Raw genomic sequence first — 23,899 nt, forward strand, 5'->3', positions numbered from 1 at the left:
CCTCGGCTTCCTCACATGGGGCGGCTGATTGACCGGCTCGACACTATCTGTGACACGCGCAAGTTCTCGCCCTTCAGGCTCGATGTTCGCGCTGGGCGTGAGGACCGGCCAGTTCGGACGTCCTCGCGGCACCGCCCGCCAGCGCCCGACCACGGCCCGCCGACAACGCCAGACGGCCCCCGGACCGGGTCCGGGGGCCGTCTGGCGGGCTGGAATCCGCGGGGCGCAAGCCCGCCTCTGCCGCGAGGTCAGATGTCGCGGTCCCCGCTGTCGCTCGTGGCGGTCGCCGCCGGGGCCTGGGCCGGCTCCGCCGCGGCCTCCCCGTCGGCGTGGTCGTGGCCGTCGTGGTCGTGGTCGGCGTGGTCGTGGTCGTCGTCGGCCTCGTCGGCGTCCGGCGCCGGGCGGGCCGGCAGCGCCAGCTCCACCGGGTTGCCCTCCCCGTCGACGACCTTCGCGTTCTCCAGCAGCAGGAACAGCGCCTTGGTCCGCAGGACGTCGGCCATCAGCGCCTGCAGCCCCTCGCCCTGGGCGAGCTGCTGGGCGTAGACGTCGGGCTGCAGGCCCGAGCGCTGGGCGCGCAGAATCACCTGCTCCATGAGCTCGCCCTGGTCGATGCCGATCGACTCGACGTCGATGACCGCGTCGAGGATGAACTGGGAACGGATCGCCTTGCCCGCGGTCTCGCGGACCTCGGCGTCGAACTCCTCGGCGCTCTGACCGAGCGTCTCGAGGTAGGTCGCGCGGTCGGTGCCGATGTGCTCCAGCTCGTGGGACAACCGGTGCTCACGGGCCTCGATCTCGCCCTCGAGCAGGGAGTCCGGGACAGGCACCTCGACCCGCTCCAGCAGGCTCTCCAGCAGCTTCTCCCGGGCCTGCCCGACCTGCTCGGTGCGCCGCGACTGCTCCAGCCGCGTGCGCACGTCGGCGCGCAGCTCGTCGAGCGTGTCGAACTCGCTGGCAGTGGTGGCGAAGTCGTCGTCGAGGGCGGGGAGCTCCTTCTCCTTGACCCCGCGCACCGTCGCGGTCACCTCGGCCTGCTGGCCCGCCTGGTCGCCGGCCAGCAGCTCCGTGGTGAACGTGCGGGACTCACCGTCGGTGGCGCCGACGATCGCCTCGTCCAGACCCTCGATGAGATTGCCGCTGCCGACCTCGTAGGACAGCCCCGTGGCCTCGGCCCCCTCGATCGGCTTGCCGTCGGCCTGCGCGGACAGGTCGAGCGAGACGAAGTCGCCCGTCTGCACCGCCCGCTCGACCGGCTGGAGCTGCGCGAACCGGTCCCGAAGCGCGCCGAGCTGCTCCTCGACCTGCTCGTCGGTGACCTCGACGGCGTCGACCGTGACCGACAGGTCGGAGAACTCCGGCAGTACCACCTCGGGACGGACGTCCACCTCGGCGGTGAACACGAGCTGGCCGCCGTCGGCGAACTCGGTGATGTCCACCTCGGGGCGCGACAGCACGTCCACCTCCTCGGCCTGCACGGCCTCGGAGTACAGCTGCGGCAGCGCCTCCTGGACTGCCTCGTCCAGGATCACTCCGCGCCCGAGGCGCTGGTCGAGGATCCGCGGCGGGACCTTGCCCGGCCGGAAGCCGGAGACACGGACCTGGCGGGCGAGCTTGCGGTAGGTGGCGTCGAGCGAGGGCTTGAGCTCGTCGAAGGGCACCTCGACGGTGAGCTTGACCCGGGTCGGGCTGAGGGTCTCCTTGGTGGCCTTCACGGCGCGGCGGTCTCCTGGTACGACGTTGGACGGGGTGACACGCCGAGGCTATCGGTCGGGGCGGGGAGACTCGAACTCCCGATCTCCTGCACCCAAAGCAGGCGCGCTAGCCACTACGCTACGCCCCGAGGCGTTGCCCGCTTATCCTACGGGGTAAGCTCGCTTCGATCACCCCGCGGGTGTAGCTCAATGGCAGAGCCCCAGCCTTCCAAGCTGGCCATGCCGGTTCGATCCCGGTCACCCGCTCTTTCCCCCACCGCCCGGCGTGGCCCTGCGGTGGTCCACGTCGCGCCGGGCGCCCCGCCCCGGCAGCCGTCGACCCGACCGGGGCCGATGTGCCCCGCCCACCCGGATGCGGACGCCCGAGGTCGGGTCCCCGCCCGTGACACCCCCGCCGATTCGGCAGGCGACGATCTTGCCCTGGGCAGGTACCGCCTTCTTCTCCAGTCCGCCCGCCGGTATGCCCAGCTGGCATGTTCGCCGGCATGTCGCGTGGCCGGGAACGACGTGGGCGGTCATCGTCCGTCGACGGATCAATCGAGGGCCACGCCAGGGCGCGCCGGACGCCCGGGCGTATTTTCGGGGGCTTCCCCCGACACCGGCCCGTGACTGCCGCCGGACCACCCGAAGGAGTGCACATGGTGATGAGGCGCCGCGGCTGGCTACCGGTGGCGGTCGGGATCGGGATCGGGATGAACACCGTCCGGCTGCGCGCTCGGCTGCACGCCATCGAGGTGATCGAAGCAGGCGAGGAGACCGCGACCGACGCGCCCGGCACCGGGCCGAACTCCTCCTCCTATGTCCTGCTTTCCGTGTCGGGGATGCCGCTCACTGCCGCCCAGCGCCGCGCCGCCGAGGCGCACGCCCACCGGCACGGGTTGGAGGTGCTCGACCTGGTCCCGGCGGAGCTGGCCGCGCACCGGGTCCTCGACCTGGCCCGGATGGTCGAGCCGGCCACCTACCGGGCGGCCCGGCTCGCCCGCGGCCGCGGGGCGTTCCAGGCGGTGCTCGTCGACCGCGAGGTGCTGGCGCGTACCCGGCTCCCGGCGGCGGACGACCCCCGGCTCGCCGAGCGGTCGGAGCTCACCGACTTCACCGACGCCGAGCTCGTCGCGGTGGTGCAGGTCTGCAAGCGGCACGCCGCCACCACCACCGACCTCGCCGTCCTGCCCGGGCTGACCGGTGGGGGGCCGGACGACGGTGCCACCCGGCTGCCCGTGCAGCGGGCCGCGTACGCCTGGGAGCCCGCCCGACGCATCCTGCCCGCGTTGCGCGACGGCGCGATCCTGCTCGGCGCGGCGAGCAACCCGCCGGCCACCCTCGCCGCGCTCGGACTGTCCTGGCTACAGCCGGTGATCGTCGGCGGGGACCGGGTGCGGGTGACATCCGGGACGCTGCGCCACAGCGCGCTCACCCGCCGCCGGGTCGCCGCCGCCCAGGTGCGGGGAGCGGGCGGCCGCGTGCGGGAGCTGCTCGGCGCTCCCGCGGTCGCCCCAGACGTCCCCGGGGGGCGCCGGCGGCCGCCACCCCCGCCCGGGCGGCCGAGCCCGGCGGAGATCGCCCGCCAGCGCGCCGGTTACCGGGCGGACCTCGCCGGCGGCCTCGACCGTTTCTTCGAGCGGCCGCGCACCACCTGCCCGTGGTGCGGCGGCGGCGAGCTCGCCGCGCGCCTGCGCGGCCGCGACGTGGCTCAGGGCAAGCCCGGGGAGTTCCGGTACGACCGGTGCGCGGGCTGCGGCCACGTCTTCCAGAACCCGCGGCTGTCCCTTGACGGGCTGGACTTCTATTACCGGGACTTCTACGACGGACTCGGCGCGACGGCGCTGGAGGAGGTATTCGGCTTCAGCCCGGAGCCCTACCTCGACCGCGCCCGCCAGGCCATTCCGACTCCCCGGAACTGGCTGGACGTGGGGGGCGGCCACGGGCATTTCTGCAATGTGGCGAGAACCGTCTGGCCGGCGACCCGGTTCGACGCCCTGGACATCGGCGCCGGCATCGAGGAGGCCGCTCGGCGGCGCTGGGTGGACCGTGCCTACCGCGGTTTCTTCCCGGAGCTCGCCGCCGAGGTCAAGGGACGTTACGACATCATCAGCATGTTCCACTACCTGGAGCACACGAGAGATCCGCTGGCCGAGCTGGACGCCGCCGCGGCAGTGCTGCAGCCGGGCGGTCATCTGCTCATCGAGGTGCCGAATCCCGACAGTCCGGCGGCCCGACTGTATGGCCCGCTGTGGCCGGGCTGGTTGATCCCGCAGCACCAGCACCTGATGCCCGCCGCCAACGTGGCGGTGGCGCTGCAGGAACGGGGCTTCGCGGTGCAGGAGACCCGCTTCGGCGAGGTGCACCAGAAGGGTGACCCGGTGATGGCCCTGTACGGCCTGCTGCAACGGCTCGCGCCGTCGCCGTCGGCCGCCTGGCGCACCGCCGCGCTTCCCGGCCGAGCGCGGGCCGTCCGGGCCCTGACGGCGGCGGCGCTGGTGCCGGCCTTCGCGGCCGGCCTGGTCCTGGATGAGGTGAGCCGCCCCTACCTGACGTCGGGCTCGCGGGCGAACGCCTACCGGATCCTCGCCCGCCGACTCTAGCGCCGTCGCAGAAGTAGCCGTTCAGCCGGCGCACCAGCCACGCTGCCCGGGAGCAACGGGGGTCAGCGCGATGGTGCCGGCCGTCGACACTGACGACCGGCACCATCTCCCAGACCCGGACGAGCGGCAGGCCCACCCGGCGGCCGGGGTGTCGCCGGCCCGCTGATGGGTTCCCGACCGGCAGGTCACCGGGGTGCGATCAGCTCACCGTCAGCCGGTTGGCGCTCCACCGACCGGAGCAACCTGGCGCGACGGCCGCGTCACCACTCCCGGTCGTCGCGCCACTCCCGGTCGTCGTCCTTCCACCTGTCCTCGTGCTTGTCGTCATCGAACCAGTCGTCCTTGTGCCGGTCGTGCTTGAACCAGTCGTCCTTGTGCCGGTCGTGCTTGAACCAGTCGTCCTTGTGCCGGTCGTGCTTACGCCAGTGGTCCTTGTGCCGGTCGTGCTTACGCCAGTCGTCCTTGTGCCGGTCGTCCTTGTGCCAATCGTCCTTACGCCAGTCATCCTTGCGCTTGTCACCGAACCAGTCGTCATCGAACCAGTCGTCCTTGTGACGGTCGTGCTTACGCCAGTCATCCTTGTGACGGTCATCCTTGCGCCAATCGTCGCCGCCCCAGTGCTGGGCCTGCTTGACCGTGTCCCCACCGTCGGACGCCCAGGCACTCGAAGCCGCTGGTCCCAGCGCGACGAAAATGGTCGCCATGCTCGACAGCGCGACCACTGCCGCCCGGGTCCTCATTGATCTCCGCACAGTTCTCCCCTACGGTTTCGGAAAAGCAACCAACCAAGGTCACGAGAAAGCCTATCCGGCCTGCCGCGGACCGCAAATCCAGCCACTCACCCTCGGTTTTATTCACGTTTCATCCCGCGTTTCCTCGCGCTCGCCACTCATGACCGAAGAATCACCGGAAAGAGATTTCGACGACTTGGCCCCGCGGTGCACGGTCGGGCCCGGGCGGGGTGCGACGGGCGTGGCGCGGCCATCCGCCGGGATCGGCCGGCATGCCCCGGTCCGCCGGGAGCAACCGGCGCCCGCCACGGGGCCACACCGGCCCGCGTGGGCGCACCCGCCCCTCCGACTACACAAAGTAATCGACAGAGGGCCGAGGGGGTTTGGATGCGCAGCACCAATACGGGCCGCCCGCCAACGCCGGGCCTCGGCGCCGCCGGCCCGGGCAACGCGTCCCCCGGCCGTTACCGGCGCTCGAGTTCTACCTCACCGAACTGCTGCGACCCGCGGATCCGACCGGGCCGTGGGGCCCGTACGCCTTCGGCCTGTCGGGCTTCTCGGACGTGATTACCCAGTTCAACGGCGCCAACGGGCTCATCGGGCTGCACGGCGTGAACCGTCCCGACCTGGTCGGGACGGACGCCAGCCACGGATGCATCCGACTACGCAACGCCGACATCGAAAAGCTGGCGGGAATCCTCCCCATCGGCACGCCGATCTCCATCAGGGGGTGATTGCGCGTCATTCCTGGCGGATGCGGGACGACATCCCTAGGCTACTTTCATGACGGGTTACCATCTGGCCCAGGTGAACATCGCCCGAGTACTCACCCCGCTCGACTCCCCCGCGCCGGATGACATCGTGGCCGGCCTCGCGCCGGTGAGCGACCTCGGCGACGGGCAGCCCGGCTTCGTCTGGCGGCTGCAGCCCGAGCAGGGCGCCGCCGCCGTGCACACCTTCCGGCTCGACGCCGAGGCCGACCTCACCGTCATCGTGAACCTGACGGTGTGGGAGTCGGCGGACGCGCTCGCCGACTTCGTCTTCCGCAACGATCAGGGCGCGTTCCTGCGGCGCCGGCGGGAGTGGTTCCATCCGACCGACCGCGCCACCAACGCCCTGTGGTGGGTGCCCGCCGGGCACCGGCCCGGCACGCCGGAGGCCGAGGAACGGGTCCGGCACCTGCGCACGCACGGGCCGACCGCGACCGCGTTCACCTTCCGGCTGACGTTCCCCCCGCCGGATCGGCGGATCTCCCTGGTGCCGGGCAGCGGTACGGAGCTCGCCGCCGAGCCCGCGGGTCCCGCCGACGTCGACGCGCCGAGGAGCCTGGCCGCCGGCGGCTGAGCCCGGCCCACCACGGCGGGCGACGGCCGCGCCGACGGTCACCGCGAGGCGCGCCAAGGCCGCCGCGGCTCACGGGACCGCCGGGTCCACCTGGTCGATCCAGCCGGCAAGGATCGACCCGAACACCGACGGGTCCTCGCCACGGTTCCAGAACGCCGTCGCCGCCTGCACGGCCGCCGCCCCCGCCCGCAGGTACTCTGCGACGTCCCGTCCCTCGCCGATCCCGCCGACCCCCACGATGTCGACGGTGTCGGGCAGCAGCCGGCGTAGCTGGCGCACCTGGCCGAGACCGACCGGCTTGAGCGCCGGCCCGCTCATCCCGGCCAGCTCCACGTCGACGACGGGACGGTTGTCGGCGTCGACGACGAGGGCGTTGGGGAAGGTGTTCACCGCGGTGACGAACCCCGGGCCGCCGGGGCGCCCGGCGAGTTCGGCGAGCACCACGGCGAGTTCGGCGAGCGCCGCCGGGTCGGAGAACGGCGAGATCTTGACGCCGTACGGGATGCGGCGGCCCTGGTCGCCCGCGGCCCGCGCGAGCAGTGCGTCCCCGACGGCCGTGCAGACCGCCGCGGTCTGGCCGGGGTCGAAGCAGGCGATGCGCTTCTGGGCGCCGCCGTCCCAGACGTTCGGACAGGCCAGGTTCAGCTCGATGAGATCGACCCCGGTCCCCGCGACGACCTCGGCGATCTCCTGGTACTCCCCGACGTCGAACCCGGCGACGCTGACGATCAACGGCTTGCCCGCCTCGTGCGCCCGCTCGACCATCCCGGGCAGGTGCGCGCCGTAGTAGTCCAGGCCGCGGTTGGGCAGCCCGAGCGCGTTGATCGAGTAGACCCGCCCGGGCCAGTAGACGTTGCCCGCGTTGCCGGTCCGCGGCTGGCGGGTGATCGAGCCGACGACGATCGCCGCGACCGCGGACCGGGCGAAGGCGTCGACATCCTCCACCGATTTGCACGTGCCGGCCGCGTTCATGACCGGGTGTTCCAGGGCGACGCCCGCCAGAGCACTCATGCCCGCCAGCCTAGGGGCCGCCGCCGCACCGCCCGCCGGTCAGGCGAGGGCCGGCGACCCTTTGCCGCGGCCACGGCCGCGGCGCGTCCGGTGCCGGTCGATGGCCTTCTGGTAGACCTCGACGCGCAGGGCGGCGATCCGCTTCGGCTCCAGCTCCTCGGTGCCGGCCCGGCCGCGGGCGCCCACGGCGGCGGCGAGTTCCGGGTCGGTGAGGTACGGCTCCAGCGCGTCGGCGAGCGCGGGGGCGTCCTCCGGCGGGACGACCGTGCCGCCCTCCCACTTCGCCACCCAGGTCGCGACGCCCGTGGTCGCGGTCGCGACGACCGGCCGGCCCGAGGCCATCCCCTCCAGGCCGGCGATGGAGAAGCTCTCGAACCGGCTCGGGACGACGACCGCCCGCGCCTCCTCGTACGCCTTGACGAGCTCGGGCCTGGTGAGGTGGCCCGCGAAACGGCAGGTGACGCCGAGCTCGGCGGCGCGGCGCGCCAGCCAGGTGCCGGTGGGGACGCCGTCGATGAGGCCGGACGACTGGCCCGCGAAGACCACCGTCGGCTTGACGCCGCGCTCCCCGAGCAGCGCGGCGGCTTCGATCAGCACGTCGAGGCCCTTGCGCCATTCGAGCCGGCCGACGACGAGCAGCGTGGGGTCGGTCTGCTGCGGCGGCGGCACGGCAAGGTACGAGGAGCGGTCGAACGGGTAGGGGATGACGTCGGCGTCGGTGTTCGTCTTCAGCCAGCCGAAGCCGCGCAGGGTGGTGACGATCAGCTCGGACGGGGCCGTCCGCGCGTCGGCGCGCAGCGCGGAGAACCGGTCGAGCCGGTCGGCCAGCGCGCCCCGGCCGTGCAGCTCGCCCTCGCGCAGGCGGACGTCCATCATCGTCGGCGTGTGCAGATGGATGACGAGGGGAACGTCGCGGCGCAGCGCGGTACGCAATCCCCGGGTCTCGCCGTCCTGGGTCTCGATGACGTCGGGGCGCAGCCCGAGGCGGCGCAGCCAGAAAGCATAGGAGACGGCGAGAACCACCCGCAGGGAGAGGGAATCGCGGGGATGGTTCTTCCCCTGAAACGACCGCCCCAGCGGGCCGAGATATCTGCTGACCGGCAAACGGAGCAACGGGCGCCGATGCACCTTGACCCCGTCATGATCCTCGTCGGTGCGGCGACGTCCCTGGGCGCAGAGGATATGGACCTGATGGCCGAGCGCGGCCAGCGCGTGAGCGATGTCGTGCGTGTAGACACCCGCCCCATCCCAAATGATCGGCGGATACTGCTCGCACAAGAAGACGATCTCCATACCCATCCCCCACGGCGGCGAACTCCGGACGGCTCACCATAGCGCCAGCTTATCGAGCTGCCGCGGGGGGTTTCGGCCATTAGCAAACGCTGAGGATCTTAACCTTAACGTAAGAGAAGTGCCGCCCGAGCGCCATCTGACCTGCACGTTGACACGCTGCCCAACCGGAAAACACCAGGCCGGACAACCGCCCCCCACGAGTCGACCGGCGGCACACGGACACGCGGGCGACACCGGCCGAACGACCACGACTCGGCGAGACGACACCGGCCGGACGGCGGCGACTCAGCGACCGACACCCGGCCGTGACACCCGGCGCGCCTTCCCGGGACGCGGGGCGGGCAGGCCGTAGCTCCGGTCGCGGGTATCCGGCCCGAACACCGCGGCCAGTCCGACCAGAATCGCGAACAGCCCCAGTAGCAGAAGTTCAGGCATCGGGAACCCGCCCGACAATGCCGAGGTGCGAAAGCACTGTGGGCTGACACGCGATAGCGCTATCATCTAATCTCATGGTCAACGATAGCAGTATCGACCGGGTCGTGGTCGAGCTTCGCCGGCTCGCGGACAGCGGGGCTGTCGGGGAGAAGCTGCCCAGCACGCGGGCGCTGCAGCAACGGCTGGGCGTCGGCCCGGTGACCGTGCAGCGGGCGCTGGGCCGCCTGGTCGCCGAGGGCAGGCTGGTGACCAGGCCCGGCGCGGGCACGTTCGTCTCGGCCCGGCGCACCGTCCAGGCCAGCGACACCGACTGGCAGCAGGTCGCGCTCGGCCCGAGCCCCGTGCAGACCTCCGGCCTCGACGTGCTGTTCCAGCTCATGGGCACCCCGGGATTCCAACTGGGGGCCGGCTATCTCGATCCTGGGCTGCGGGCGGACACCCGGCTGGCCGCCGCCGCCAGCCGGGCGGCGCGGCGGCCGGACGCCTGGGCCAGCTCCCCCACGGCCGGCATCCCGGAGCTGCGGAGCTGGTTCAGCCGGCAGATCGGCGCCGAACCGGAGAACGTACTGATCACCCCTGGCAGTCAGGGCGCGCTGTCGGCGACGTTCCGCGCGATCCTGCCCGCCGGCCATCCCGTGCTGTTCGCCACCCCCACCTATCCCGGCGCGCTCGCCGTCGCCCGCAGTGCCGGGCTCATCCCCATCCCGGTGCCCGGCGACCAGGACGGGATTCGGCCCGAGCTGCTGCGCGACGCGTTCGCGCGGACGTCGGCCCGGCTGCTGGTCATCCAGCCCACGTACGCCAACCCGGACGGCAGCGTGCTCGCGGCGCAGCGCCGCGGCGAGGTGCTCGACATCTGCCGGCGGGCCGGCGCGTTCATCGTCGAGGACGACTTCGCCCGCTGGCTCGGCTTCGCCGCCGTCCCGCCGCCCCCGCTGTGGCAGGACGACGACCACGGGCAGGTCATCACGATCCTCTCGTTGACCAAGGTTCTCGCCCCCAGCCTGCGGGTGGGCGCGGTCATCGCCCGCGGGCCGGTGATGAGCCGGATCGCGGCCATGCGGATCGTCGACGACTCCTTCGTCGCCCGCCCGGTCCAGCACACGGCGATCGAGCTGGTCAGCGGGCCGGCCTGGTCGGCGCAGGTCCGGACGGTGGGTAGCGCCCTGCGGGAGCGGGCGGCAACGCTGGGCGCGGCGCTCGCCCGCGAGCTGCCCGAATGCTCCTTCACCCCGCCGCGCGGCGGGGTGAACCTCTTCCTGCGCCTCCCCCAGGGGGTCGACGACATCGCGGTGGCGACCAGCGCCGGGCGGCTCGGGGTCGCGGTGGCCCCGGGCCGGTTCTTCACCATCGGCGAGCAGGAGGCGGGCCATCTTCGCCTGTCCTACGCCGGTATCCGCAACGAGGACATCCCGACCGCCGTCGGCCTGCTCGCGCAGGCCCTGCATGCTGTGGCCGGCCGGACGCCCGGGTTCGCGAACTGATCCGGCGCGCCACCACCGGGGGCCGCCCCGCGGCCTACGGCCGGCCGGGTGTCGCCGCCGAGTCCGGCCCCGCCGCCATCCCGACCGCCGCGCCCGTCCCGACCGCCGCGCCCGTCCCGACCAGCCCTGGCCTCCCGGCCAGCCCTGGCCTCCCGGCGGCCCGCGCCTGGGCCCGCGCCTGGGCGACCGTGCCGGTGACCTCCCGCCACAGCGGCGGCAGCAGGGCTGCGGTGACCAGCGCCGCGAGCGCGGCCAGCACGAACGGCAGCCGCGGATCCGCCGCGAACAGCGCCCCGGAGACCAGGGCAGCGAGCACGGTCGCGCCGGTCTGCGTCGTCGCGAACAGGCCCTGGCCGCGGCCGGCGCCGTCACCGGCGGCGCTCTCCTGGGCGAGCAGGGACTGGGCCGCGGGGAAGGCGACGGCGAGGACCGCCGCCTCCAGACAGCTCAACAGGACGATGAGCGGGATCGAGTGCAGGAACGGGTAGCTGGCGACCGTCACGGACAGGACGAGTGTGGTCACCCCGATCAGCCAGCGCCGGTCGAACCGATCCGCGAGCCAGCCGGCGGGCCAGGCGAAGACGAGGTACGGCAGCGCGAAGAGGGTGAAGGTGAGCCCGATCAACGTGGTGGACGCGCCGTCACGCTCCATCAGCAGGCTCCAGCACGTCTCGTAGACGCCGCTGATCAACCCGTTGCAGCCGGCGACGAGCAGCAGCCCGACGACGCCCCGGCGCAGCAGCCGCCGGGCCGGGGGGTCACGCTCCGGCCCCGTCACGGCATTGCCTACCCCGGCAGCGACACCAGCAGTGGGAGCCGCCCCGGTGCGGGCACCCGTGGGCAGCAGCCACAGCACCGGCAGCGACGCCAGCACGGCGGCCGCGCCGCTGGTCAGGAAAACCAGGTCCATCCGGTGCTCGCCGGCGAACCCGCCGAGCAGCGGGCCGATCGCGATGCCGAGAAGCTGCCCGGTGTGCACGGCGCTGAAGGCGCGTCCCTGCATACCGGGGGTGACCGTCGCGGCGACCGCGGTCAGCGCGGCGACCTCGAACGCGCCCGCGCCGGCGCCCTGCAGCATGCGCATGGCCGCGTCCATCCCGACCCCCGTCGAGGCGAACAGGCCGAGGCAGCCGGCGGCGTAGGCGGCGAGCCCGGCGAGCAGCACCCCGCGGTGACCACGAGCCGCCGCCGCACGCCCGGCCGCGTACTGCGACAGCAGCGCACCGAGGAAGAACGCCGCCATCACGACCCCGACGCCGGCGGCGGAGATGTGCCGGTCGGCCAGGTAGAGCGGCAGCAGCGGAGCGATGGCGAAGGAACCCAGCCACTGCAGCAGCGTCGCGGCCGTCAGGACGGCGAGCAGGCGACCCGGGCGGGACGTTCCCGCCTGCACCGGTTCGTCCACCTCGCCCATCTCTGGGTCCTACCCCGCGGGCGCGGTACCTGGCAACGTAAATATGACCGGACGAGCAGCCGGCGGGCGAGCCGACCGGGGCTCGGCGGGGACCTTCACCCCGGCGCCGGGGCCGGCAGGAGGTGGGCGGCGATGAACATCCGACGCGGGACGCGGGCAGCCGGGACGGCCGGCGCAGGGGTACCGGACCGTTCGGCGCCGTTCGCCGAGAAGATGGCGTACTACCGCTCCCAGCACACCGGCCGGGCCATCCGGCTGACCCATCTGGTCGGCATCCCGGGGGTGGCGTTCTCGCTGCCGGTCGTGCTCGCCCGGCCCAGGATCGGCCTGCCGGTGTTCGCGGCGAGCTGGGCCGTGCAGGTGGCCGGGCACGTGCTGTTCGAGCACAACCGCCCCGCGCTGACCGAGGGCCCGCTGACCTACCAGCTGTGCGGGCTGGCCTTCTGGTGCGAGGAGATCGCCGACCTCCTCGGCGGACGCGGGCTGGCCGGCGTCCCCGCCCCGAAGGCCGGCCGCCGCTGACCTCCGGCCGCCCACCGGCGGTCAGGCCCCCACCGGCGGTCAGCCGCGCAGCGGCATCCGGCCCGTGGGCGGCTGCCCGTGGACCGGCCCGGGCCCGAACCCGGGCGGCCCCGCCGCGCCCGCCGCCGGCACGGCGTCCGCCGCCCGGGTGACCTTGGGTTCGATCCGGCGCAGCATGAGCGTGGTGAGCGCCAGCGCGACGGCGCCGATCACGACAGCGATCAGGATGTCGAGCGCCCAGGTGCCGGCGCTGTGCTCCCAGAGCCGGTCGGGGGGGTCGGTGCGCAGGGTCGGGTTGCCGAGCTTGCTCACCACGTTGAGATCGTCGGTGGAGGCCAGCGCCGCGAACCCCCACCGGGCCGGGACGAGGAAGCTGATCTGCTCCAGCACGAGCCGCCCGGTCATGGAGGTCAGGCCGCCGGAGAACACGAGCTGGCCCATGGTGACCAGGACGAGGATCGGCATCGCCTTGTCCGCGTTGTCGATCAGGGTGGAGACGAACAGTCCGATCATCATCGAGGCCAGGGCCGCGACGATCACCGCGAGCAGGCACTCCAGTAGCGGCGAACCCAGCGCGGCGGCCTGCGGCGGAGTGCGGCCCACCACCGCGATGAGCGTGAAGACCAGGCACTGCGCGGTGGTGATCGCGGTCAACAAGATGATTTTGGAACCGAGGTAGGCGGTGCGGGACAGCCCGATCGTCCGCTCTCGCCGGTAGATCGCGCGTTCCTTCACGATCTCCCGGATCGAGTTGGCCATCCCCATGAAGCAGGCGCACAGCACCAACACGACGAGCACCTTGGTGGCGTCGGCGTTCGGCGTCTGCGGCAACGGGCCCAGGCCGTCGGGAGCCTTGAGCACCCGCGGCACGATGCCGAGCAGGAACGGGTAGGCAATGATCAGTCGCAGGTAGGACCGATCGGCGAGGACGACCCGCCAGTAGCGGCGGGTCAGCGTCGCGAGCTGCGCGGTCACCGGCTGCTGGCGGACGCTGGGCAGCTCCGGCGGCGCCTTGCGCACCGCCGGCGCCACGACCGCCGAGGGCACGAAGAACTCCGACGCCCGGAAGCGGGCGGCCATCTGATCGCCCGGGGTGGCCTCCAGCTCCCGGAACACCGCGGCGAACTCGCGGAAGTCCTGCTTGCCGAAGAAGCGCAACGCCCCGTCGGCCGGGCCGAAGTAGGCGACGTGCCCACCGGGCGCGAGCACCAGGATGAAGTCGCACAGGTCCAGGAACAGCACGCTGTGCGTGACGACGATGACGGTCCGGCCGCTCTCGTCCGCGGACCCGGCGCCGCCGCCCTTCGCGAGGCCACGCAGCGTCTCCATCACCGACTGGTCGTTGGCCGGGTCGAGGCCGGAGGTCGGCTCGTCGAGAAAGAGCAGCGACGGGCGGGTGAGCAGTTCGAGCGCGACGCTGGTGCGCTTCTTCTGGCCGCCGGAGAGCTGGGAGACCCGGGTGTCGGCGTGCGCGGACAGCCCGAGCTGGCCGATGACCTCCTCGACCCGGGCACGCCGCTCGGCCGCGGTGGTGTCGGCCGGGAAGCGCAGCTCGGAGCCGTAGAGCAGGGCCTCGCGCACGGTGAGCTGGTCGTGCAGCGGGTCGGCCTGAGGCACGTAGCCGATGCGTCGGCGCAGCTCGTCGTATTCGGCGTAGAGGTCCCGGCCGGCGTAGCGCACCGAGCCGCGGTCGGCGGGCCGGAAGCCGGTGAGCGCGTTGAGCAGGGTGGACTTGCCGGCGCCGCTCGGGCCGACCACGCCGAGCAGGGACCGGCCGGGCAGCCGGAAGGTCATGTCGTGCATGAGCTGCTTCGTGCCGGCCCAGACGGAGACGTCCTGGACCTCGAAGGCGACATCACCGGAGTCGACGTACTCGACGAGCGAGCTGCCCTCGAGCTGGAACAGATGGTGGCCGATGGCGATGACGTCGCGCTGCATCACCGGGGCCCGGCTGATCCGGTGGCCGTTGACGAACGTGCCGTTCGCCGACGCGAGGTCGACCAGCTCCACCCCGCCGAGCGAGATGTGCAGCTCGGCGTGGTGACGAGAGGCGAGCAGATCCCCGACGTTGATCTCGTTGTCGCGGGAGCGCCCCATCCGCATCCGGCCAGGCTGAAGGGGATGCACGCGGCGCCGGTCGTGCACGACCGCGCTCTGCGCCGTCGCCGGGTCGATCGGTAGGCCCCCCGAAACCCCCGGCGCAGCGCGGGCCGGCCCCGACGGCTGCCCCGGCACCCCCGGCCCGCCCGGCTCCGCGTTCCCCGGCACGCCGCCGGCCGGCCCCGGGGGCCCGCCAGGCGCAGCCGGCCCCACCGGCGCCGACGTGAGCGACGTGGCCGGCGTGGGTGCGAAGGCCGCGAGGTCCTCGACGGAGATGGGCGCCGCATCCGGCCCGCGGGTCGGGGCCGTCGGCGGGATCACCGGTCGGGCCGGCCGGGGCAGGAGCACCACCTCCGGGCCATCCGCGGCGCCGAGGCGCAGCCGCAGCTCGCCGACAATGTCGACGTCGCCCAGCCGGCGGCCGTCGCACCACAGCCCGTTGGCGCTGATGTCCTCGACGCGCCAGCCGACCGCCGAGGGGTGCAGCACCAGATGCCGGCGCGACACCCGCCCGTCGTTGATCACGATGTCCGCGGACCGGGCCCGCCCCACCACGACGGGCTCGTCGCCGGTGAGCGTCACCTCCCCGGCCGGGGTGTGGACGCGTAGCGGGGTCCCTGCCACCAGCACTCTCCCTCGATCGCCAGACGCACCATAGTGTGCCCGCGCGAGGGTCGTTTTCCGGCCTCCTTCCGCGACATGTCCGAAAGCCGACCGTCATCGGTCAGGCGGGGCCGCCAGTCAGCGGATCAGCGGAACTCCCGCCCACCGGGGCCTGCCTCCCGACCAGGTGAGCCGGCCTCCCGACCTGCGAAGCCCGTCTCCCGGCCAGCCGACCCGGCCTCCCGGCCTGTCGACTCCGTCTGTCGGCCTGTCGACCCCGTCTGTCGGCCTGTCGACTCCGTCTGCCGGCCTGTCGACTCCGTCTGCCGGCCGGCCGGTCCTGTCTCCCGCTGGGCCGAGCCCGTGTCGCGATCAGCCGACCCGGCCTGCCGGCCCCCGGCCTGGCCACGGTCGACGCCGCTGTCACCGGTGGTCAGCCCGCCCTGGCCGGCGCGCCCACCGGCCGTCGACGTCCCGCCGCCCGGGAACTCGGCGGAGCGCTGGGCGCTCGTCCCGGCCTCATCCCGGTCACCGGCGGTGATCTCGATGTGCCGCTGCTGGCTGCGGCGGGCCTTGGGCAGGCTCACCGTGAGGACCCCGTCGGCCAGGCTCGCCGAGACGCCCTCGGTGTCGACCTCGCCGGGCAGGGTGATCCGATGCTCGAACCGACCGACCCGCCGCGACTGGCGGCGCACGACACCTGTCCGCTCACGCTCGCGGATCTCCCCGCTGACGTGGAGCTCGTTGTCCCGTAGGTCGATCGAGACGTCCTCGCGCCGGACGCCTGGCAGCTCCAGTTCGACGACGTAGGCGTCGTCGGTCTCCTCGATGTCGACCGGCAGCGCCGCCCCGGCCAGCACGCCGAGCGGCCGGCCCGAGCCGCCCGCGACGTCGCCGAGCAGGCTGCCCATCCGGCTCCAGGCCTCCTCGATCTCGCGGAAGGGGTCCCAGCGGCCCAGGGCGGCCCCGCTGCCGGGCGTGCTTCGGGTGGAGAGCGCCATTACTCCCACCTCCATCATCATTACAGGATGTTAAAGGGTAACTACATTCTGATCAGTACCCGGCGACTGTAGGCCGGCAAACCGGTGGTATCAGTCACGATGAAGGGATGGCTAGGAGGGATCGGTCGGCTTCGGTGAACGGCACGGGCGCGCCGGGACGCGGCCCCGCCCGGCAGGCGCGCCGGTTCCAGCCGCACAGCCTGCCGACACGGGTCGGTGACGATCCGCGTCAGGCCCACTGGGCGGACGCGATGAAGACGGTGCTCAACCGCGAGCAGATCAGCCTGCCCGCGCTCGCCGAGCGGGTGGCCGGCCCGCTCGACCTGCAGGGCACCCACAAGCTGCGCCGCTGGCTGAGCAACGAGACGACCGTCCCGGCGCACGCCATCATCGAGCTCGCCCGGGCCGTCGGCGCCCACGAAAGCGACATGCTCGCCGCCTACGGCCTGCGCAGCCCGTCCATCAGCAAGCTCGTCCGCCGGGCCGAGCAGGCCGAGGAGCGGGAGTGGCAGCTTCGCGCACGCTCCGCGCAGGAGGGCCGGACCACCGGCGGCGCGCTGTTCGCGGCGGCGGCGGCCCGCGACGGGCGGTGGTCGGTGACGGTGCGGCCGCACTGGCGGGGCCGGCGCCACCGCTGCCACTTCGCCGACCATGTCCTGCTCGAACGCGTCGACGCGATCAGCGAGCGGGCCGACGCCGAACGAGACTTCGCCGAGGTCTTCGAGCGCACCGCCGCGAGCTGGGACGCCACGCCGCTGCTGGTCGAGGGGCTGCCCGCGGGCCCGCTGCCGCCGCTGATCGTCCACCGCTTCACGGCGCCGCACGAGCCCACGGCCCACCACGCCCCGACCGACGCGTCCGGTGTCGGCGCGCAGGGGGTCGTCGTCACCGGCCTGCAGTGGACCGGCTCCTACACGGTGGCGGCACTGCTGGCCAAGGCGCTCGGCTGGGGCCTGGGCAGCTTCGCCCGCGCGGCCCGGTCGGTACACGGTGGGGCACGACTCGACTTCGCCCTCGCCGACGAGATCATGCAGGACTGGCTGCGCCGCCCGGACAACTCCCCGCGCCGGGTCTGGGCGCATGTGCTCACCGAGTCACCGGAGCCGAGCGCGCCCAGCGCGCGGCTGCTGGGGGACGCGGGGCCCGACGTGCGGGTGGTCATGGTGGTGCCGGAGCCGGAGCTCATCGAGATCATCGCGGCGCTGTCCGGCACGGCGCCGGCGGAGCTGACCGCGCAGAGCCGGGCCTGGGCTGAACTGCTCGCGCCGCACCCCCGGCTGCTGCACGTGCCCGCGTCCGCCCCGCGCGCAGCGGACGGTTCGGTGCTGCGGGCGGGTGATCCGCGCTTCCTCGACGCCTACTTCGACGCCTCCGTCGACGCGGCGTTCGACGCCCTGCGCCGGCTCGCGGGCGACCGTCCGGTGAGCGCGCTGGTCCCCGAACAGGCCCGGCTGAGCGACCCGTTCGCGGCGCTGGTCGCGGGCGGGGCTCAGGCCGCGAGCAACAGGGACCCGGCAGCGCCGGTCCCGCCGGGCTCGCCCGCCGCCATCCCGACACCACCCACGCCACCGGCACCGCCACCACCCCCACCGGCATCGGCGTCACCGGCATCGGCGTCACCGGCGGCACCGGCTTCGACCCCGTCGGCGGTCGGCGCCGTGGGCTGAGCGGTGCGCCGCAGCGCGGCGGCGAGGTCGTCGTCGTCGGCCCGCGCGGCGGCCGGTCCGAGCGCCTCGACCAGCGCCGCGCGCAGCGCGCGCACTGCGACGGCGCCTGTCCCGTGCAGGCCGGCCACGGTCGCGGCGAGCCCGGTGATCCGATAGCCGGCGACCTCCCGCCGCACCGCCTCCGCGGCCGGTGCCGCACCCCCGGCCGCCTCCCACAGCGGCCGGGCCGACGGCGGCCAAGCGCACCGGTCACCCGGGCCGCCCCACTCTCCGGGGTCCCGGGCGAGCTCGTCGAGCCCCGCGCCACAGCCGGCGAAGGCGCTGAACGGCGCCACGACGGGCACCTTGTCGGCCAGCGGCCGCGCGAGGTAGCGCCGGTGGCGCCGAGGCGAGGACGCCTCGACCGCGGCCGTCACCCGGCGGATCCAGGCCGCCATCTCGGCCGGGGTGGTGCCGTAGCGGTCGGCCCAGGCCGACAGCGGCCAGCCGACGCCGGCGACGGCGGGCACGTCGCTGCCCAGCCAGGTCATCAGGTGCGCCAGCAGGGCCCGGTCGGCGGGGTCGGGCAGCGCCTCGCGAGCCCAGGCCGCGTCGGGCACGCGTTCGGGCCGCTGCTGCAGGCCGTGGATGCGCCGCCGGTCCCGGTGCAGCTCGCCGAGGGCCGAGCGCACCACCCGGACGAGGTAGCCGTGGGGGACGGCCGTACCCCGCTGGCCGAGGCGCTCGACGACCCGTTCCAGCAGGGGCACAGCGTCGTCGAAGCACCCGAGGTCGCATGCGGCGAGGACGCCGATGTGGATCGCCCGCGGCCCCGCGGGGCAGGGCATCCCGCCGTGGCGGGCCGACCGGCGGGACAGGGTGTCGTTGACCGCGCGGACGGCCGCCGCGAACGTCATATGTTCCATATGTCCCGAGCGTGCCGCCCAGGTCACGCCCGCGGACTCCCGCGGACTGCCGAGTTGACCGGTTTGGACGGCAGAAAGTGCCAGTCCGAGCATCGGCCGCGGGGATGGCTGCCCCGCGCGCCCGCGTCCGGCTGTCCCCGCGCGGGCAGGCATCGCTACGAGCCGGTCGTACCCCCGCATCGACGCCCTACGCTGCATGCTGTGTCCACCGAGCCGGGCGAGCAGGCCCTCGAACGGGTCATCGCCGCCCGGGTCCGCGAGTACCGCCTCGCCGCCGCGCTGTCGGTGGCGGAGCTCGCGCGGCGCACCGAGATGTCCAAGGCGATGCTGTCGAAGATCGAGAATGCTCAGACCTCCTGCAGCCTGTCCACTCTCAGCCGACTCGCCGCCGGGCTCGGCGTCCCCGTGACGGCGTTGTTCCGGGGCGTCGACGACGAGCGGGAGGCGGTGTTCGTGCCCGCCGGGCACGGCGCGCGGATCGTGCGCCGCGGCAGCCGGGTGGGCCACCTCTACGAGCTGCTGGGCACCCTGCGCGGCGGGGCCAAGCGGATGGAGCCCCTGCTGGTCACCCTGACCGAGGCCAGCGAGGTCTTCCCGCTGTTCCAGCACGAGGGCACCGAGTTCCTCTACGTCCTCGACGGCGTGCTGGAGTACGGCCACGGCGAGGCCCGCTACGTGCTGCACCCCGGCGACGCGCTGATGTTCGACGGCCAGGGGCCGCACGGCCCGGTCCGCCTGCTGGAGCTGCCGATCCGCTTCCTGTCCGTCACCGCCTACGGCTCCCACGACGGCTCCTGACTCCTGGCTCCGCGCATCCAAGGCCGGCTCAGCGCATCCAAGGCCGGCTCAGCGCATCCAAGGCCGGCTCAGCGCATCTGGCCGGCGCCGGCGTAGGGGTGCGGGCTGACCAGGGGGGCGTTCTCGGCGAAGCGGGAGAGACGGAAGTCGGCGGCGGGGATGAGCGGATGGCTGGAATCCCCGTCGACGACGAGGTCCGCGACGAGCTCACCGACCGCGACGGAGATCTTGAAACCGTGCCCGCTGAACCCCGCCGCGACGAACAGCCCGTCGACCGGCGTCGCCGAGATGATCGGGTTGTAGTCGGGAGTGACGTCGTAGCAGCCGGCGTAGGACGACGACAGCGCCACCTCGGGCAGGCCGGGGAAGCGGTGGGCGAACCGGCCGACGGCGCGCTCCACGTACTGCGGGTCCGCGGTACCGGGGTAGGCATCGGGGTCGACCCACTGCGGCCGGCTGTGGTCGCTGTTGCCGACCAGCAGCTCGCCGGAGCGTTCCGGGCGCACGTACTGCAGGCCGACGAGGTCGGACAGCACCGGCACGTTACCGACCGGCGCGCCCGGCGCCACCAGCAGGATCTGCTCCCGCTGGGCGCGCAGCGGCAGGTCGACGCCGACCCCGGCGGCCAGCGCCGCCGACCACACGCCCGCCGCGAGCACGACCGTGCCGGCGGCGATCCGGCTGCCGTCGGCGAGCTCCACCCCGATCGCCCGCCCCCCGGACCCCTCGCCCCCACCTGCTCGTTCGTCCCCACCGGCACGCTCGCCCGAGGTCAGGATGCGGGTCACCGGGACGCCCTGGCGCACCCGGACCCCGCCCTGGCGGGCCGCGGCCAGGTACGCGTGGCAGGTCCGGTAGGCGTCGCCGTAGCCGCCGCGTGGCTCGTAGGCGAACGCGGCGAAGTCGGCGAGGTCGGCCGCCGGCCACAGCTCGGCGACCTCCGTGGGGTCGGCGAGGCGGGTGTCGATGCCGACCGCCGCCGCCGCCGCGACGTTGGCCGCCAGCGCCGCGGCGTCACCCGGCCCGACGCCGACGAGGTAGCCCACCGGCTCGAAGCCGACCCCGTCGGCCACCCCGAGGATCTCGGTGGCATGGGTGAGCAACTGCACGCCGTGCCAGGCCATCACGGCGAGCGAGCGCACCCCGTAATGGCAGCGGACGATGCCGCTGGACCGGCCCGTCCCGCCGGAGCCGACGGTGGCCCGTTCGAGGACCAGCACGTTGCACACGCCCTTGCGGGTCAGCGCCCAGGCGGCCGCGGCCCCCTCGATGCCGCCGCCGACGATGACGACGTCGGCGCTCGCCTGCACGGTCACCGGCCCGGGATCCAGTCGGTCCCGGCCAGCGGCACCCCGGCCATCGCCGCCGCCTCGACGGTGAGCGCGACGAGGTCCTCGGGTTCGAGGCGGTGCACGTCGCTCTTGCCGCAGGCGCGGGCGAGCATCGCCGTCTCCATCGCCAGCGCCCGCAGGTAGTTGGCCACCCGGTGGGCGCCGAGCTCCGGGTCGAGGCGGGCGGCCAGCTCGTCGTCCTGGGTGGTGACGCCGACCGGACAGCGGCCGGTGTGGCAGTGGGTGCAGTGACCCGCAGCGGTGCCGAGCGCGGCGTACTCCGTCGTCACGTCGACCTCCACGCCGGCGAACGCTGCGGCGGGCTCGTCGCCGGGACCGCCCGACCCGCCGGCCCCGTCGGTGCGCGCAGCGAGACGGCGGTAGGTCGGGGCGTTGCAGCCCAGCGCGACGAGCGGGGCGACGCCGAGGGAGACGGCGTCCGCGCCGAGCGCGAGCGCCTTGGCGACGTCGGCGCCGGTGCGGACGCCACCCGAGATGATCAGCCCCACGTCACCGGTGAGTCGCAGGTCCGCCAGCGCCTCGGCGGCCAGGCGCACCGCGGCCAGGGTGGGGATCCCGGTGTGCTCGATGAAGGCGTCCTGGGTGGCACCGGTGCCGCCCTGCATCCCGTCGACGACGACGACGTCCGCCCCGGCGGCGACGGCGAGGCGCACGTCGTGGTCCACCCTGGTCGCGCCGATCTTGACGTAGACGGGCACCTGCCAGTCGGTGACCTCGCGGATCTCCTCGATCTTGATCTTCAGGTCGTCGGGGCCCGTCCAGTCCGGATGCCGGCTCGCCGAGCGCTGGTCGACCCCCTCGGGCAGGGTGCGCATCCCCGCCACCCGGGCGCCGACCTTCTGGCCGAGCAGCATCCCGCCGCCGCCGGGCTTCGCCCCCTGGCCGAGCACGATCTCCACCGCGTCGGCGGCGCGCAGATCGACCGGGTTGAACCCGTAGCGCGACGGCAGGCACTGGTACACCAGCGTCGTCGAGGCCGACCGCTCCTCCGGCGTCATCCCGCCGTCACCCGTCGTCGTGGACGTCCCGACCAGCGACGCGGCGCGGCCCAGCGCCTCCTTCGCCGGCGCGGACAGCGAGCCGAACGACATTCCCGCGATGGTGATCGGGATGTCGAGGACCACCGGTCGGGCCGCGCGGCGGGCGCCGAGGACGGTGCGCGTGTCGCAGCGTTCCCGGTAACCCTCCAGCGGGTAGCGCGAGGCACTGGCGGTGAGCAGCAGCAGGTCGTCGAAGTCCGGGACCGCGCGGCGCGCGCCCCAGCCGCGGATCGGGTAGCGCCCCAGCTCCGCCCGCTCGCGGATCTCGGCGATGACCGGCGGGCCGAAGGTGTGGTGCGGCGGGTACCGCTTGTCCGCGGGCCATGGGTTCGGACCATCGATCGTGTCGGGGTGGGGCATCGTCGACTCCGATCAGTAGGCGCCGTGATGGGCGGTGTCGAAGTGGTAGAGCTGGCGGGCCGACGCCACCCGGGTGACGTTCTCCGGGTCGACATGGTCGAAGCCGGCCTGCGCAGCCAGCGCTCGCACCGCGGCCACGTCGGCGTCGGTGAGGTCGGAGATCCGCGCGTCGGTGCCGAGGCCGCGGACGCGCCCGGCCACGTAGATCACCGCCTCGTAGAGGGAGTCGCCGAGCGCGTCGCCCGCGTCGCCGCCGACGAGGATCGTCCCGGCCTGCGCCAGGAACGCGCAGTACCGGCCGACGTCCCCGGCGACCGCGAGCCGCCCGCCCTTGAGCGAGATCCCGGCGCGTAGCGACGCGTCGCCCTCGACGACGACGAGCCCCCCGTGCGCGGACGCCGCCGCGCTCTGGCTGGCCGCGCCACGCACCCGCACCGTGCCGGACATGAGGTTCTCCCCCGCGCCCCAGCCGACCGGCCCGTCCACGGTCACCTCGGCCGCCTCGCCGAGGCCGCCGACGTAGTAGCCGGCCGGTCCCGCGACCGTCACCCGGACCGCCCGGCTGAGCCCCACCGCCAGGTTGTGCCGGCCGGCGGGGTTGACCAGCCGGGCCCGCGCGCCGTCCGGCAGTGCGCGCAACGCCGCGTTGACCTGCCGGGTCGGCATCTCGGCCAGGTCGAGCACGAGCTCACCCGGTTCCCCTCCGGCGGCGCCGTCACCGGCCGCCGCTCCGGCGGTGGCGGTGTCGGCGGTGTCGGCGGTGTCGGCGGTGTCCGTGCCGCGGACGGCGCCGGTCAGCTTGCCCACAGGTAGACCTCCTCCGGCTCGGGTTCGAACACCGCCGCATCGGCGAGTCCCGGCAGGCCGAGCAGGGCCCGGTACTCCGACACCATCGCCACCCACCGGTCGGTCTCGGCGATGATCGCCGGCTTGCACGCGATCGGGTCGCGGACGACCGCGAAGCTGTCCGCGGTGGTCACGGCGAGGGTGAAGAACCCGTCGAAGGTCGCGGTGAGCCGGCGCAGGGCCGCGGCGAGGTCGTCGCCGGCGGCGAGGCGCGCGGCCAGGTAGCGGGCGGCAACCTCGGAGTCGTTGTCGGTCTCGGTGGTCACGCCCTCGTCGGCGAGCCGGCGCCGGATGGAGGCGTGATTCGCGAACGACCCGTTGTGGACCAGGCAGAGTCTCGTGTCTACCGGCGTCGCCGCGGCGGCGCTCGCCTGTCCGGCGGCCGTCCCACGCGCGGGCTCGGGCGGGCGGACCGCGAACGGGTGGCAGTGCGCGGCGGTGACCGCGGACTCGGTCGCCATCCGGGTGTGTGCGAGCGCGCGGACCCCCGACCGGGTGGCGAGGCCGATCCGCGCGGCGAACGCGAGCGGGTCGCCGACCGCCTTGAGGACCTCCAGCCCGTCGGAGTGGATGGCCACCCCCGCCGAGTCGGGGCCACGTTCGGCGACGCCGCGCAGCATGCCCGCGACCATCGCGCCCAGCCGATCCCGGTAGGTGTCGTCCTTCAGGTGCAGGCCCGCGATGCCACACATGCTG

Annotated in this window: 19 protein-coding genes and 2 tRNA genes; 7 read left to right on the top strand and 14 right to left on the bottom strand. The window is 73.9% G+C overall.

Going from position 1 to position 23,899, the window contains the following annotated elements; genetic code table 11:
- Positions 1–248 precede the first annotated feature (248 nt).
- Positions 249–1,715, bottom strand: a complete 1,467-nt coding sequence (tig, locus tag FRAQA3DRAFT_RS14715; protein ID WP_009739825.1) for a trigger factor — start codon at positions 1,713–1,715, stop codon at positions 249–251.
- 55 nt (positions 1,716–1,770) lie between these two features.
- A tRNA-Pro gene (locus FRAQA3DRAFT_RS14720) sits at positions 1,771–1,843 on the bottom strand.
- A gap of 47 nt (positions 1,844–1,890) precedes the next feature.
- Between FRAQA3DRAFT_RS14720 and FRAQA3DRAFT_RS14725 the strand changes: the two genes are divergently transcribed.
- Together FRAQA3DRAFT_RS14725 and FRAQA3DRAFT_RS14730 are read left to right on the top strand one after the other, a co-directional pair.
- Positions 1,891–1,961 (top strand) — tRNA-Gly (locus FRAQA3DRAFT_RS14725).
- A gap of 392 nt (positions 1,962–2,353) precedes the next feature.
- Positions 2,354–4,297: a class I SAM-dependent methyltransferase gene (locus FRAQA3DRAFT_RS14730; protein WP_009739826.1), complete on the top strand. Its 1,944-nt coding sequence runs from the start codon at positions 2,354–2,356 to the stop codon at positions 4,295–4,297.
- Between the two features lie 260 nt (positions 4,298–4,557).
- Here FRAQA3DRAFT_RS14730 and FRAQA3DRAFT_RS14735 read toward each other — a convergent pair whose 3' ends face one another.
- Positions 4,558–5,019, bottom strand: a complete 462-nt coding sequence (locus tag FRAQA3DRAFT_RS14735) for a peptidylprolyl isomerase (protein WP_232292054.1) — start codon at positions 5,017–5,019, stop codon at positions 4,558–4,560.
- A 392-nt stretch (positions 5,020–5,411) separates the two neighbouring features.
- Here FRAQA3DRAFT_RS14735 and FRAQA3DRAFT_RS14740 point away from each other — a divergent pair, with 392 nt between their 5' ends.
- Entirely contained in the window at positions 5,412–5,762 is a 351-nt protein-coding gene (locus FRAQA3DRAFT_RS14740) for a L,D-transpeptidase (protein WP_083873609.1), read from the top strand.
- 49 nt (positions 5,763–5,811) lie between these two features.
- Positions 5,812–6,372, top strand: coding sequence for a DUF3291 domain-containing protein (locus tag FRAQA3DRAFT_RS14745; RefSeq protein WP_009739829.1), 561 nt, complete (start codon positions 5,812–5,814; stop codon positions 6,370–6,372).
- A gap of 69 nt (positions 6,373–6,441) precedes the next feature.
- Here FRAQA3DRAFT_RS14745 and FRAQA3DRAFT_RS14750 read toward each other — a convergent pair whose 3' ends face one another.
- The 3 genes from FRAQA3DRAFT_RS14750 to FRAQA3DRAFT_RS35060 form a co-directional block, all read right to left on the bottom strand.
- On the bottom strand, positions 6,442–7,383 hold the full coding sequence (locus FRAQA3DRAFT_RS14750) for a hypothetical protein (protein ID WP_009739830.1): 942 nt from the start codon (positions 7,381–7,383) through the stop codon (positions 6,442–6,444).
- 39 nt (positions 7,384–7,422) lie between these two features.
- Positions 7,423–8,676 carry a glycosyltransferase family 4 protein gene (locus tag FRAQA3DRAFT_RS14755; RefSeq protein ID WP_009739831.1) on the bottom strand — a complete coding sequence of 418 codons (1,254 nt, stop codon included), beginning with the start codon at positions 8,674–8,676 and terminating at the stop codon, positions 7,423–7,425.
- Positions 8,677–8,961: 285 nt separating this feature from the next.
- The gene (locus tag FRAQA3DRAFT_RS35060) at positions 8,962–9,111 is read right to left on the bottom strand and encodes a hypothetical protein (RefSeq protein WP_157467377.1); all 150 of its coding nucleotides are present in this window, start codon (positions 9,109–9,111) and stop codon (positions 8,962–8,964) included.
- Between the two features lie 74 nt (positions 9,112–9,185).
- Between FRAQA3DRAFT_RS35060 and FRAQA3DRAFT_RS14760 the strand changes: the two genes are divergently transcribed.
- On the top strand, positions 9,186–10,595 hold the full coding sequence (locus FRAQA3DRAFT_RS14760) for a PLP-dependent aminotransferase family protein (RefSeq protein ID WP_009739832.1): 1,410 nt from the start codon (positions 9,186–9,188) through the stop codon (positions 10,593–10,595).
- 34 nt (positions 10,596–10,629) lie between these two features.
- Here FRAQA3DRAFT_RS14760 and FRAQA3DRAFT_RS14765 read toward each other — a convergent pair whose 3' ends face one another.
- Positions 10,630–12,009 carry an MFS transporter gene (locus FRAQA3DRAFT_RS14765; RefSeq protein ID WP_009739833.1) on the bottom strand — a complete coding sequence of 460 codons (1,380 nt, stop codon included), beginning with the start codon at positions 12,007–12,009 and terminating at the stop codon, positions 10,630–10,632.
- Between the two features lie 132 nt (positions 12,010–12,141).
- Here FRAQA3DRAFT_RS14765 and FRAQA3DRAFT_RS14770 point away from each other — a divergent pair, with 132 nt between their 5' ends.
- Positions 12,142–12,531 (top strand): DUF962 domain-containing protein, encoded by a 390-nt coding sequence (locus FRAQA3DRAFT_RS14770; RefSeq protein WP_009739834.1) that lies wholly within the window; start codon positions 12,142–12,144, stop codon positions 12,529–12,531.
- A gap of 39 nt (positions 12,532–12,570) precedes the next feature.
- Here FRAQA3DRAFT_RS14770 and FRAQA3DRAFT_RS14775 read toward each other — a convergent pair whose 3' ends face one another.
- The 3 genes from FRAQA3DRAFT_RS14775 to FRAQA3DRAFT_RS37270 form a co-directional block, all read right to left on the bottom strand.
- The gene (locus FRAQA3DRAFT_RS14775) at positions 12,571–15,255 is read right to left on the bottom strand and encodes an ATP-binding cassette domain-containing protein (RefSeq protein ID WP_009739835.1); all 2,685 of its coding nucleotides are present in this window, start codon (positions 15,253–15,255) and stop codon (positions 12,571–12,573) included.
- Between the two features lie 125 nt (positions 15,256–15,380).
- Complete coding sequence (locus tag FRAQA3DRAFT_RS32085) at positions 15,381–16,235, bottom strand: Hsp20/alpha crystallin family protein (protein ID WP_009739836.1); 855 nt, start codon at positions 16,233–16,235, stop codon at positions 15,381–15,383.
- A gap of 1,489 nt (positions 16,236–17,724) precedes the next feature.
- Complete coding sequence (locus FRAQA3DRAFT_RS37270) at positions 17,725–18,798, bottom strand: hypothetical protein (RefSeq protein ID WP_232292055.1); 1,074 nt, start codon at positions 18,796–18,798, stop codon at positions 17,725–17,727.
- Between the two features lie 210 nt (positions 18,799–19,008).
- On the opposite strand from FRAQA3DRAFT_RS37270, the gene FRAQA3DRAFT_RS14790 reads away from it, so the two are divergent.
- Positions 19,009–19,605, top strand: a complete 597-nt coding sequence (locus FRAQA3DRAFT_RS14790) for a helix-turn-helix domain-containing protein (RefSeq protein ID WP_009739839.1) — start codon at positions 19,009–19,011, stop codon at positions 19,603–19,605.
- Positions 19,606–19,673: 68 nt separating this feature from the next.
- Here the strand turns inward: FRAQA3DRAFT_RS14790 and FRAQA3DRAFT_RS14795 are convergent, their stop codons facing one another.
- Genes FRAQA3DRAFT_RS14795 through FRAQA3DRAFT_RS14810 form a run of 4 tightly spaced genes read right to left on the bottom strand, consistent with a single transcriptional unit; the run spans position 19,674 to position 23,895 of the window.
- Complete coding sequence (locus tag FRAQA3DRAFT_RS14795) at positions 19,674–20,915, bottom strand: FAD-binding oxidoreductase (protein ID WP_035922939.1); 1,242 nt, start codon at positions 20,913–20,915, stop codon at positions 19,674–19,676.
- A gap of 2 nt (positions 20,916–20,917) precedes the next feature.
- Positions 20,918–22,357, bottom strand: a complete 1,440-nt coding sequence (locus tag FRAQA3DRAFT_RS14800; protein ID WP_009739841.1) for an FMN-binding glutamate synthase family protein — start codon at positions 22,355–22,357, stop codon at positions 20,918–20,920.
- A 12-nt stretch (positions 22,358–22,369) separates the two neighbouring features.
- Complete coding sequence (locus FRAQA3DRAFT_RS14805) at positions 22,370–23,164, bottom strand: glutamate synthase (RefSeq protein WP_009739842.1); 795 nt, start codon at positions 23,162–23,164, stop codon at positions 22,370–22,372.
- Positions 23,152–23,895 (bottom strand): glutamine amidotransferase, encoded by a 744-nt coding sequence (locus FRAQA3DRAFT_RS14810; protein ID WP_009739843.1) that lies wholly within the window; start codon positions 23,893–23,895, stop codon positions 23,152–23,154. The genes FRAQA3DRAFT_RS14805 and FRAQA3DRAFT_RS14810 overlap by 13 nt, the downstream gene beginning before the upstream one ends.
- Positions 23,896–23,899: the final 4 nt, after the last annotated feature.

The sequence above is a fragment of the Frankia sp. QA3 genome, assembly GCF_000262465.1.
Classification (GTDB): domain Bacteria; phylum Actinomycetota; class Actinomycetes; order Frankiales; family Frankiaceae; genus Frankia.

Coding starts and splice junctions, on each gene's coding strand:
- FRAQA3DRAFT_RS14730 (WP_009739826.1), top strand. CDS start 2,354: ATGGTGATGAGGCGCCGCGGCTGGCTACCGGTGGCGGTCGGGATCGGG.
- FRAQA3DRAFT_RS14745 (WP_009739829.1), top strand. CDS start 5,812: ATGACGGGTTACCATCTGGCCCAGGTGAACATCGCCCGAGTACTCACC.
- FRAQA3DRAFT_RS14750 (WP_009739830.1), bottom strand. CDS start 7,383: ATGAGTGCTCTGGCGGGCGTCGCCCTGGAACACCCGGTCATGAACGCG.
- FRAQA3DRAFT_RS14755 (WP_009739831.1), bottom strand. CDS start 8,676: ATGGAGATCGTCTTCTTGTGCGAGCAGTATCCGCCGATCATTTGGGAT.
- FRAQA3DRAFT_RS35060 (WP_157467377.1), bottom strand. CDS start 9,111: ATGCCTGAACTTCTGCTACTGGGGCTGTTCGCGATTCTGGTCGGACTG.
- FRAQA3DRAFT_RS14760 (WP_009739832.1), top strand. CDS start 9,186: ATGGTCAACGATAGCAGTATCGACCGGGTCGTGGTCGAGCTTCGCCGG.
- FRAQA3DRAFT_RS14765 (WP_009739833.1), bottom strand. CDS start 12,009: ATGGGCGAGGTGGACGAACCGGTGCAGGCGGGAACGTCCCGCCCGGGT.
- FRAQA3DRAFT_RS14770 (WP_009739834.1), top strand. CDS start 12,142: ATGAACATCCGACGCGGGACGCGGGCAGCCGGGACGGCCGGCGCAGGG.
- FRAQA3DRAFT_RS32085 (WP_009739836.1), bottom strand. CDS start 16,235: ATGGCGCTCTCCACCCGAAGCACGCCCGGCAGCGGGGCCGCCCTGGGC.
- FRAQA3DRAFT_RS37270 (WP_232292055.1), bottom strand. CDS start 18,798: ATGACGTTCGCGGCGGCCGTCCGCGCGGTCAACGACACCCTGTCCCGC.
- FRAQA3DRAFT_RS14800 (WP_009739841.1), bottom strand. CDS start 22,357: ATGCCCCACCCCGACACGATCGATGGTCCGAACCCATGGCCCGCGGAC.
- FRAQA3DRAFT_RS14810 (WP_009739843.1), bottom strand. CDS start 23,895: ATGTGTGGCATCGCGGGCCTGCACCTGAAGGACGACACCTACCGGGAT.